Source organism: Bacillus sp. 7705b (genome assembly GCF_002289525.1).
GTDB classification, from domain to species: domain Bacteria; phylum Bacillota; class Bacilli; order Bacillales; family Bacillaceae; genus Bacillus; species Bacillus halotolerans.
On the sequence record NZ_NSDH01000029.1, the window covers coordinates 55,643 to 68,507 of the forward strand.

Consider the following 12,865-nt stretch of genomic DNA (forward strand, 5'->3'; position numbering starts at 1 on the left):
ATGATAACTGAACAGCTGCGCATCTCATTAAATAATCCTATCATGTGCAATCACAAGGTATATGGACAAGCGTTATTACCCGGCCTTGCTTATATAGATCTGATTTATCAAGTATTCCAAGAACATGGTTACGTTTATCAAGAGCTAGAATTGAAAAACCTGACCATTTTTTATCCTTTGATCGCGGAAGCATCGTATGACATTGCCCTGACGATTCAAGTGTCTGAAAGCAAAAAAGGGACATGGTCCATCTTAATTGAAGGGCAAAAACAGCATGGAGAGTCGTTATCAGGTCATAGACGATATGCTTCGGCCGAGATGCATCATAAAGCACCAGCTGCTTTCACGGAAAAGATTGACCTTCATCAATGGAAAAAAGCGGCCGGCCGAATTCTGAATTTGGACGACATTTATGATCAATGCCGCCGTCAAGAATTAGTGCATACAGGCATGATGAAAGCAGAAGGACAGGTGTATGAAACAAAAGAGGCCGTTTTGATTGATGTATCTGTCGGACAAGAAGCATTGATTCATTCTGAGGCTTTTATGTTTCATCCGACGCTCATCGACGGCAGCGGTTTAGGGTCAAGCGGCTTGCTTTCAAGTGTAAATAAAAACGAACAGACTGTGTATCTGCCTTTGTTTTTCGAATCCTTTACAGCTTCGGAGCCATTACAAAAAGAATGTGCGGTGCGCATTCAGGCTTCCTCCGTGCGCCAGAAAAACGAGCTTACTTATATGACCATTGAATATTTTAATTCTTCTGGACAAAAAATAGCCGAACTTAAAAACTTCGCAAGCAAGTCTGTCCGGGATGCGAAGGCCTTTCAGCCTGAAAAAGAAATCGGTCAGCTCCAGGAAGAGAGAGTGGTAAAAGAAACTTCTGTCTCTCATGACGCTGGCCGGAAATACAATGCGTTTGAAAGGTTACTGCGTCAGTTGCTGGCTGAACAGCTTGAAAAACCGGCAGAACAAATGGATATTCACGCCGGGTACTATGAGCTTGGGTTAGATTCGCCATCCTTGCTTGAAATTGTTCAGGCGATAGGATCTCATGTTGGAGAAGATCTCTCTCCCACTTTGCTGTTTGAATATACAACGATTGCAGAATTATCAGCGCATTTGGCTGAAAACTATTTGTTTGGAGAGGCGGACGATGCTGTCCGCCAGTCTCCTGCATCACTGCCGGAGTCTTTAGATGCTCTTTCTTCCCCGCCAAAAAAAGCGGAGGACATTGCGATCATTGGGATGGCAGGCCGTTATCCTAAGGCGAAAAACATACAAGAATTTTGGGAAAATCTTAAGGCTGGAACAGACTGCATCAGTGAAATTCCGAAATCACGGTGGGAATGGAAGGAATTCGATGAACTGACAACACCTTCTGGAAAGCCCTTTTCAAAATGGGGCGGGTTCATTGAGGATGCCGATTGTTTTGATCCGCAATTCTTCAGAATTTCTCCCAGAGAAGCAGAAACCATGGATCCTCAAGAACGCTTATTTTTAGAGACATGCTGGGAAGCCATTGAAGATGCAGGTTATACGCCTGAGACAATTGCTGCACAGCGAGGCGCTAATAAAAGACGGCATGTCGGCGTCTTTGCCGGTGTCATGCATAAGGACTATTCCCTTATAGGTGCTGAAGCTTTATCCGAACAAAATCCATTTCCTTTGTCACTGAACTATGCGCAAATCGCCAATAGAGTGTCTTACTACTGTAATTTCCATGGGCCAAGCATGGCAGTGGACACGGTCTGCTCATCCTCTTTGACTGCCATTCACTTGGCGATAGAAAGCATCCGGAATGGTGAATGTGAGGCTGCGATAGCAGGGGGTGTCAATTTATCTCTGCATCCGGCTAAATATATCAGCTATGGCAGTGTGGGGATGCACTCGAGTGACGGCTATTGTCATACATTCGGCGAAGGCGGTGACGGATACGTTTCTGGAGAAGGGGTTGGAACGGTATTATTAAAGCCTCTGCGAAAAGCTGAACAGGATGGTGACCGGATTTATGCCGTCATCAAAGGAAGTGCCATTAATCATGTAGGCAAAGTCAGCGGCATTACGGTTCCGAGCCCTATAGCGCAAGCCGATGTTATAGAAACCTGCTTAGAAAAAACAGGAATCGATCCGCGTACGGTCGGCTATGTGGAAGCGCATGGCACCGGCACCTCATTAGGAGACCCAATTGAAATTCAAGGATTGGTGAAGGCTTTCAGCCGAAATACGCAGGATCAGCAATTTTGTTCGATCGGTTCTGTGAAATCAAATATTGGCCATGCTGAATCTGCAGCCGGCATCAGCGGGTTAACGAAGACCGTTCTGCAGCTGTATTATAAAACGCTGGTCCCATCCCTACACTCAGAAGAGCTGAATCCTTATTTGGAGCTGGATCAATCACCGTTTTTTGTTCAGCGCGAAGCAAAGAAATGGGAGCAGCCGGCATTGACAGAAAACGGAATGGAGATTAAGTATCCCCGCCGTGCCGGTGTAAGTTCGTTTGGAGCGTCAGGGTCCAATGCGCATATCATTTTGGAAGAATACATCCCGAAAGAGAACGACTCAGCCTCTGTTTCTGTGAAATATGAAGAGGCAATTATCCCCTTGTCGGCGAGAAATATAGACAGGCTGCAAGCATACGCCGGCAAACTCATTGAGTTTCTTCACGAGGACATTAATCTTTTTGAGCTTGGTTATACACTGCAGGCAGGACGGGTGGAAATGGAGGAGCGGGCAGCCTTCATCGTAAAAGACATAAAGGATCTAATTCATCAACTTCAAGCATTTGTAAAAGGTGAAGAAGCCGATCGCTGCTGGCCCGGACAGGCCAAAGAGGGCCAAGGGTTTACCGGGGCAAAAGCGGGAGATTTGAAGAACATCGCGGAATCATGGGTTCAAGGAAAACAGGTCAACTGGGATGAACTCTACGGCGCTCGCAAGCCGCTTAAAATAAGTGTTCCAACCTACCCGTTTGCAAAAGAACGCTACTGGATACCGGCACCTGAGACGAAAATCAGCGGCAGAACAACGAATGCTGCATTACATCCGCTGCTGCATAGGAATACGTCAGACTTTTCTGAGCAGCGCTTTAGCTCTAGCTTCACAGGCAAGGAATTTTTTCTATCAGATCATGTTGTGCAGGGACAGAAAATCCTGCCGGGTGTTGCCTATTTAGAAATGGCAAGGGAAGCAGCGGAAAAAGCAGCGGGTGATCTGGGAGAGGGACAAAGAATTGTGTCGCTCAGAGACATCGTCTGGATTCGTCCTATCGCGATTGAAAGTGAACCAAAAGAGATACATATTGGCCTTTATCCTGAGGAGAGCGGAGAGATCAGCTATGAGATTTACAGCAAAGATGAAAACCAGATGATACACAGCCAAGGGACTGCAATCCTAGGGGCTGAACCGGACATTCCTGTTTTAGATATTAAAGCGCTGCAGGCGGAATGCAGTCTGGATACAGTGACGTCAGAGCAATGCTATGCGGCGTTTCGGAAGATAGGGCTTGACTATGGAGAGGGCTATCAAGGGATTAAAAAAGTGCTTATCGGACACGAACAATTGCTTGCAAAAATCTCCTTGCCCGCTTTTTTGGAAGACGGTAAGAAGCAATTCATGCTCCATCCGAGTTTGATGGATGCCGCTTTCCATGCATCGATTGGTTTTATCGTTAGCTCAGTCAATACGGATGCTCAAGTCCATAAGCTGTCTCTGCCGTTTGCAATGCAGGAACTTAACATTCTTGCCCCTTGCCCTTCTGAAATCTGGTCTTATATTAGATTCAGTTCAGACAGTAAGGCAGAGGACAAAATCAGAAAGTATGATATTGATCTATGCGATGAAGACGGGAATGTCTGTGTGCAAATGAAGGGTGCTTCCATTAGAGCGCTGGAAGGAGAACCTCAATCTCCGGAAGCAATAGCAGCGGATTCATCATCGATAGGACATACGATGATGGTTCCTGTCTGGGAACCAGTGTCTCCAAATGCGGAGAGCGGTGTCTCGGCTGCCGGTGGACAAGCCGTTTTATTAGGGGGTACTGAGCACGAACAGAAGTTAATGAAACAATACTATCCTCAGGCTGTGGTTTTGGATATCCAGCCGGCAGATCACATGGAAACGATAACGAACAAACTGCAAGCGTGCGGCAGCATTGACCATGTACTGTGGATTGCCCCGCTACACTCAGAGCAGATGTTTATTGAAGAACAGGAAGAAAACGTTCTTCACGTATTTAAGCTTGTGAAAGCACTTCTTCAATTAGGCTATGGCGGGGAAAAGCTGGAATGGTCAATTATCACCGTCCAAGCGCAGCCGATTACTCAGCATGAAGCTGTCAATCCTGCTCATGCTAGCATTCATGGACTCATTGGCACAATGGCTAAGGAATATCCGCATTGGAATATCCGGCTGATTGACCTTGAAGAAGGCTGCACTTGGCCGATCAAACAGATGTTTACACTCCCTGCAGACCGTCTTGGGCACGCGTGGGCCTATCGGAATCACCAATGGCATCAGCAGCAATTGATTCCCTATCAGCAATCCCCTTCAAATGATACGTTATATCGAACCGGCGGAGTGTATGTGGTTATTGGAGGAGCTGGGTACATCGGAGAGGCGTGGAGTGAGTATATGATCCGCCGCTATCAGGCACAGATCGTTTGGATTGGACGCAGTCAAATCAATGATGCCATCCAAGCAAAATTAAACCGTCTCTCGGCACTTGGACCTGCGCCTTACTATATTGCAGCCGATGCTGCGGATATGCATTCATTGCAGCAGGCTTATGAACAAGTGAAAAAACGCCATCCTCATATTCATGGGATCGTTCATTCTGCAATGGTTTTATTTGAACAAAGCCTGGAAAATATGACGCTCGAAGAATTCAGAACTGGATTGGCGGCAAAGGTGGATGTAAGTGTTCATATGGCCCAAGTATTTCAGCAGGAGGATTTGGATTTTGCTCTATTTTTCTCTTCGCTTGTGTCCCATATCAAAAATGTGAAGCAAAGCCATTATGCCTCAGGCTGTGCATTCGCAGATGCATTTGCTTACCGGCTGTCCCAAAGCTGGAGTTGTCCCGTTAACGTCATGAATTGGGGATATTGGGGGAACAGTGAAGCGGCCGAAGATGAAAATTATGTGCAGCTCATGAATCAAATTGGCTTAGGCTTAATTGAACCTGAGGAAGGGATGGAAGCGTTAGAAGCCCTGCTTTCAGGGCCTGTCAGCCAAACGGCTTTCATTCATACGACTAAACCTGTTGCAGTCGAAGGCGTGAATCAGAAGGAATTCATCACCCTTTACCCGCAGCAGCCTTCGATAGACGCCGAAAGCCTGAAGAGACGCCTGCCGGAAACACGGAAAATAAAAAGAGTAACACACGAGGAGCTGGACGCTCTCCTTTACAGACTTCTGTTAGCGCAGCTGCAGACGGCCGGGCTGTTTGATGGTCATACATTATCGGTTGAACGTCTTCAAGGAAACAACAATACTCGTGAGTTTTATGAAAAGTGGCTCCGGCAAAGCAGCGAATTCCTTCTGCAGCAAGACTACCTTAAAAAAGATGGAGATTCTTTGGTGAGGAAGGACAAGGCAGCGGATATAGACATGCTTTGGAATGAATGGGATGCAAAAAAAGCAGAATGGCTCCAAGACAGCAACACAAAAGCGATGGTTGTATTAGCTGAGGCCATGCTGAAAGCATTACCGGATATCCTGACAGGGAAGGTGCCTGCGACAGATATCATGTTCCCTCATTCGTCAATGGAATTGGTGGAAGGTATTTACAAGCATAACCAAGTTGCAGACTACTTCAATACAGTGCTCGCTGATACGTTAACAGCTTACGTAGATGAACGGCTGAAACAGGACCCTAAAACCTCCATTCGCATTATGGAGATAGGCGCAGGTACTGGCGGCACGAGTGCCGGAATCTTTCAAAAACTGAAAACCTATCAAAATCATATAGGAGAATATTGTTATACAGATCTTTCAAAGGCGTTTTTGCTGCATGCAGAAAAAGAGTATGGGGCGGAAAATCCTTACCTGACATATCAGCTATTTGACGTAGAAAAACCAATCGATCAGCAGGAAATCGAGGCAGGCGGCTATGACGTTGTAATTGCCGCTAATGTTCTTCACGCGACAAAAAATATTCGCCAAACGCTGCGGCATGCAAAAGCTGTGATGAAGCACAACGGATTGCTGTTACTAAATGAAATGGCGGGAAACAGCTTGTTTCCACACATCACCTTCGGACTGTTGGAAGGCTGGTGGCTGTATGAAGATCCTGCGCTGCGAATTCCCGGCTGTCCTGGTCTATATCCAAACAAATGGAAAGAGGCCTTAGAAAGCGAAGGTTTTGAATCCGTGTTCTTCCCGGCAGAAGCAACACATGACCTCAGTCACCAGATCATCGCAGCCTCAAGCAACGGAGTGGTGCGCCGTATGGCTATGGAAATGGTGCCTCCTGCAGAAAAGGATTTTTCTTCAGCGAGGAAGGAGCCGGCATCTGTCCAAAACGTAGCTTCAGAGATAGGCGGATCATCAAATGATGCCGTCTTGATAGAAAGAAGCACCGAGTATATGAAAAAACTAATCGGACAAACATTGAAAATCCCTGCAAGTAAAATTGATTCATCTGAACAGCTTGAAAAGTACGGCATCGATTCTATTGTCGTTGTTCAGCTCACGAATACATTACGTAAGGAACTGGACCATGTGAGCAGCACTTTATTTTTTGAGTATCAGACAATAGACGCGTTAGTGGAACACTTAATCAAAACGAAAAAAGAAGCACTTATGAGACTGACAGGCCTTGACCGTCAAGTGCAAAATGACAAGCCGGTAGCAATCAATAACAAATCTTCACAGGAGGCTGGGCAGGCGCCTGATACAACCCGGCGCTATCGTAAGCTTGGCCGCAGCCGCGAGAAAGAAGCACCATCACTGGCACAAGCACCGGTCAGCCGTGATGTTGCCATTATCGGCATATCCGGGCGTTATCCTCAGGCGGAGACAGCAGAAGAATTTTGGAACAATCTAAAAGAAGGAAGAAATTGTATAGAGGAAATCCCGAAAGACCGCTGGGATTGGAAAGCATATTACGATAAAGAAAAAGGAAAAGAAGGCTCGATTTATACAAAATGGGGCGGATTTATCAAAGGTATGGATACTTTTGATCCTTTATTCTTTCAAATTTCTCCGCTAGAAGCAGAAAGAATGGACCCTCAGGAGCGATTATTCCTGCAAACCGCCTATGCGAGTATTGAAGATGCGGGATACACGCCAGACACGCTCTGCTCAAGCAGAAAAGTCGGCGTCTTTGCCGGAGTAATGAACAAAAATTATCCTACTGGCTACGGCTATTGGTCCATTGCCAACAGGGTATCCTACTTGCTGAATTTCCAAGGTCCGAGCCTTGCTGTTGACACAGCATGTTCGTCTTCTCTGACAGCGATCCATTTGGCGTTAGAAAGCATTTACAGCGGATCAAGTGAGTGCGCCATTGCCGGAGGCGTCAATTTAGTTGTCGACCCTGTTCACTATCAGAACTTATCTGTCATGAACATGCTCTCTGAAACTGACAAATGTAAATCATTCGGTGATGACGCAGATGGGTTTGTTGACGGAGAAGGAGTGGGTGCCGTCATTTTAAAGCCTTTGCAAAAAGCAATAGAAGACGGTGACCATATATATGGGGTGATAAAGGCCAGCTCCATTAACAGCGGAGGCAAAACCAACGGATATACGGTTCCAAATCCGAATGCCCAAGCCAAGCTGATTAAAGAAGCCATTCAGCATGCCAATATCCCAGCCAGAACGATCAGTTATCTGGAGGCACACGGAACAGGCACTGCATTAGGAGATCCGATTGAGATTGCTGGATTAACAAAAGCGTTTGAGGAAGATACACAAGAAAGACAGTTCTGCGCGATCGGCTCCAGTAAATCCAATATTGGTCATTGTGAAAGTGCAGCCGGCATCGCTGGTTTGACAAAAATACTGTTTCAGTTTAGATACGGTCAAATCGCACCATCATTGCATGCTGAGCGTTTGAATCCAAATATTGAATTTAGCCAAACTCCGTTTGTCGTTCAGCAAAAGCTTGGTGAATGGAAGCGGCCGATCATTGATGGTCGGGAAGTGCCAAGACGCGCCGGATTAAGCAGTTTTGGCGCCGGAGGGTCAAATGCCCATCTGATCTTAGAAGAATATATTCCGAAAACCGGGGCACAAACACCCCAAGCTCATCCTCCTGCTCTGATCGTGCTGTCAGCGAAAAACAGTGAACGGCTTCAAGAAAGAGCGGAGCAGCTGCTCACTGCCGTTCGCGAGAAAAGGTACAGTGAATCAGATCTGGTCCGGATTGCCTTTACGCTGCAAACAGGCCGTGAAGCAATGGAAGAAAGGCTTGGCTTTATTGCCGAATCAATAGAAGATCTAGAGAGCAAGCTGCAAGATTTTATAGAAATGAAAGCAGAGGGTCTGTATCTGGATCGTATCGAAGATAATAAACAAGCATTAGCGCTCTTATCAGCTGATGAAGATACGGAGAAGATGATAGACGCCTGGATGAGCAAAGGGAAATTTACGAAATTACTGGATCTTTGGGTGAAGGGCTTGTCTTTTGACTGGACAAAGCTGTACGGAGCTCATAAGCCGATCCGAATCAGCCTGCCGACATATCCATTTGCGAAGGAACATTACTGGGCATCAAGAGTTGAAAAGAGAACAACGTCCTTTGAAAACAATATAGAACACCAAGAGCAAGAAGACTTCGAGGTGATGACCTTTAAAGAAGTATGGAAAGAACAGCAGGTGTCTCTCACATCGAAAAGCTTCACAACTCTCGTCTGTTTTCTGACTGACAGAGACAAGCAACAAGCATTCGCTTCAGCTGTGAAAAGCTTTGATACAGAGACCCAGGTCATATTTGTTTCTCAAGGCGAAACGTACGGCAAACAGTCTCAATACTCTTATCAAATTGTACGGAAGGATCCCGGCACTTTTGAGAAAGCCTTCCGTAGGATTCAGGAAGAACATGGAGAACCGGATGCAATCCTCTATTTATGGGCGACGGAGGATTCAAGCTGTAGTCAGGATTATTCCTGTGCAGTCTATTTATTGCAAGCTATGGCGGCCGCGAAGCTTCAACCTGCCCGTGTGTTATTGGCTGGATGTTTTGAAAATGGTTTTGACCGAAGTTATCTGGAATCATGGATAGGATTTGAACGTTCACTCGGGCTAGTCCTTCCGAATACGAAAGTGACAGGAATCTTTCAGGATGCTGATCAAATTCCAAAAGAATCAATGGACGATTGGACAAGTAAGATCTGGATGGAATTACAGGCTTCAACCGAACAAACCGTCTTGTATCAGAATGAGAAACGTTATGTATGTCAGATTGAACAGACAACGTTACAGCCAGGCAACAGCAAATTGAAGTTCGGGGGAACTTACCTGATTACAGGCGGGTTAGGAGGGCTCGGTTATTTATTCGCCAAGCATTTGGCTAAAAACTATGCCGCGAACATCATTCTGACAGGACGAACGCCTATCAATAAAGAAAAACAAAAGCAGCTAAAAGAATTGAAGGATTTAGGCGGCGAAGCCATGTATGCAGAGGCGGATGTGTGTGATCCGATCGCAATGGGAGACTGCGTGAAACGCGGAAAAGACCGGTACGGCACCATCAATGGTGTCATTCATGCCGCCGGTATCGAGAGCGGGTCCTCTATTTTTGAAAAAGAGATGGATAGCTTCAAGCGCATTATTGAACCGAAAATCAATGGAACGATCGCGCTTGACGAGTGGTTTAAAAAAGAAACCCTGGATTTTATCTGTTACTTCTCTTCGTCTTCTGCTATTTTAGGAGACTTTGGTTTTTGTGATTATGCGGTAGGGAATCGGTTCCAAATGGCTTATGCACATTACAGAAACGAGCTTCATCACGGTAATACATTTGTTATCAACTGGCCTGTTTGGAAGGACGGCGGGATGACAATCGGGAATGCCGAAACTACCGAGATGTACCTGAAGTCAAGCGGTCAGCGCTTCTTAGAAGCGGAAGAAGGCATACGTATGTTTGAACACATTTTGTCTCAGCAGGATGCGCAGCATCTTATCATAGCCGGTCAGCCAAGCCGGGTCCGCCGCTTTTTAGGAATGACTGAACGTGCCGTTCCAGAACCGGACATGATAGCCCCGCCTGCACAAGAAACATCGGGCGGGATGAAGCACCTTAGCGTTGAAAAACGTTTGGAAATGGACTTGAAAACGCATATTCACACCTTGCTTAAGATCTCAAAAGACAAGCTAGACTTGAATAAGAACTGGGCCGACTTTGGATTTGATTCCATCTACTTGGCTAAATTCTCGAACGTGTTAACTGACTATTACAAAGTCGAGATAACGCCTGCATTATTTTTTGGCTATTCGACTTTAAAAGAATTGATCCGCTTCTTTTTAACGGATCATAAAGGCCTGATCGAAGAATTTTACCGGGATGATGCATCTGATACTCAGAATCAGGCAGAAGCTGAAGTGCCGGTTTCTGCAGCACTCGAAACACAAAACAGCCATAGAAGCGGCCGGCAGCTTTACACAGAGCCTATCGCCATTATCGGAATGAGCGGCAGGTTTCCTCAAGCTGATTCGGTTCATGAATTGTGGAACAATCTGAAAAACGGAAAAAAATGCATTTCAGAAATTCCCAAAGACCGCTGGGATTGGCGTGAAGTCAAAGGACATCCAGAGAAAGCAGAAGTGCCGAGATGGGGCGCATTTTTGAAAGACATAGACCGATTTGATCCGCTGTTTTTCCACATATCGCCTAAAGAAGCCGAAAGTATGGACCCGCGCCAGCGATTGTTTCTGGAAGAAGCATGGCATACATTTGAGGACGCAGGATATATGGGAAACCGGATTAAAGGAAAGTCCTGCGGCGTTTATGTGGGTGTGGAAGAAGGAGAATATGCCCACTTAACCGGTGATACGGATTACATTACCGGCACTCAAAACGCCACATTGGCTGCGCGAATTGCATACGCATTAGATTTAAAAGGACCTAATATGGCGTTGACGGCAGCATGTTCCTCAGGACTTGTAGCCATTCATCAGGCATGCGCAGCCTTGCGTCAGGGAGACTGTGAAATGGCTTTAGCCGGCGGCGTCAGTCTGAATATTTCTCAAATGTCTTATGAGGCGCTGACAAAGGCGGAAATGCTTTCTCCAGATGGACAATGCAAAGTGTTTGACCAGGATGCCAATGGGCTTGTGCCTGGTGAAGCGGTAGCAGCTGTTCTGCTGAAACCATTATCAAAGGCAATTGAAGATCAAGATCACATTTATGGATGTATAAAAGCAAGCGGCGTGAATTATGACGGCAAAACCAATGGAATGACAGCTCCCAATCCTTTTAGCCAGGCGGAATTAATAGAAAGCATTTATGAAAAATATCAGATCAATCCGCTGGATATTCAATATGTGATGGCGCACAGCACTGGATCAAATCTGGGAGATCCGCTTGAAGTACAGGCATTAACGGGTGCGTTCAGCAAATATACGAAACAGAAGCAATTCTGCACCATCGGCTCGATTAAATCATTAATCGGACACACATTTGCAGCTTCCGGTGTGGTTGCTTTGATCAGTATGCTGATGGCTATGAAGAATCAAACCATTCCGGCTACCCATGAATGTCAATCGAGCAACCCCTATATTCAGTTTGCAGAAAGCCCTTTTGTGCTTCACAAAGAGAACCAGCCATGGATCAGAAAAAATCATAATCCGAGGATGGGGACAATCAGCACAACGGGCATCAGCGGTACGAATGCGCATGCAGTAATTGAAGAATACATTCCGAATGAGCAGGCATCCGCGCATCAAGAGCCAACCGAATGTCCGCAAGTTATCGTGCTTTCTGCTCAAAATGAGGATCGGCTTCACGATGCTGTTCTGCAAATGCTTGAGTATGCAGAGCATAATGACAGCCTTTCTTTACCTGATGTTGCGTATACACTCCAGGTTGGAAGAAAAGCAATGGAAGCAAGACTGGCGATCGTAGTGAATAATCAGGAACAACTGGTGCGAAAATTGAAGGAATTTGCAGAAGCGGTGAAGAATGGTGAATCATTCGGCCAATTTACATCCTTTTATACAGGGAATGCGGAAGACATTTCAGAAGAACGAGATGAGACATCTCTGAAAACGGTCGTCATAGAAAAAGATTTTAAAAAGATAGCAGATTGGTGGACGAAAGGAAATCATATTTCTTGGGAACTGCTCCATGAAGACAATAATGTCCGTATCGTTCCGTTACCTGGCTATCCATTTGCAAAGGAACGCTATTGGATCTCATCAGATAAGAATATTAGGCCATCGTCACAAGTCGCCCAAAGTGAGACTGACGAGTCCAATGAAGAGAAACACATTCAAGACATCATCGTACAATTTCTGGAACGAGAGCTGAGCCTGTCACGGCATCAAATCAGTTTCAAAAGAAACGTTCAAGAATACGGGATGGATTCAATTCTTGGCCGAAAGCTGATGCGTCATTTAGAAAAGACCATTCAGATCAAGCTGACCGGCCGGGAGCTTCTTGAATTCCAGACAATCCAAGCGCTTTCTGCTTATGTGGCCTTAAAAGCTGAAGGAAAAAACCGAAGCGCGGAGGCTCTGCCGCAAAATCAAACCAACAGCCTGTACACTGACGAGCAAATCATCGGTTTGATGCAAGAGGTGGCGCAAGGGAATTTGGATTTTAAGAGTGTGCAAAACATCATAGAAGGGAGTTAATCGTATGAACCATAAAGAAATTCTCGATGCCTACAGATCAGGAGAATTAACGATTACTGAGGTA

General features: G+C 45.8%; 1 protein-coding gene. It reads left to right on the top strand.

The window, feature by feature from the left end; all coding sequences use genetic code 11:
- Window positions 1-12,801 (top strand): SDR family NAD(P)-dependent oxidoreductase, encoded by a 12,801-nt coding sequence (locus CJU60_RS11820; protein WP_095713872.1) that lies wholly within the window; start codon window positions 1-3, stop codon window positions 12,799-12,801.
- The last annotated feature ends 64 nt before the right edge of the window (window positions 12,802-12,865 follow it).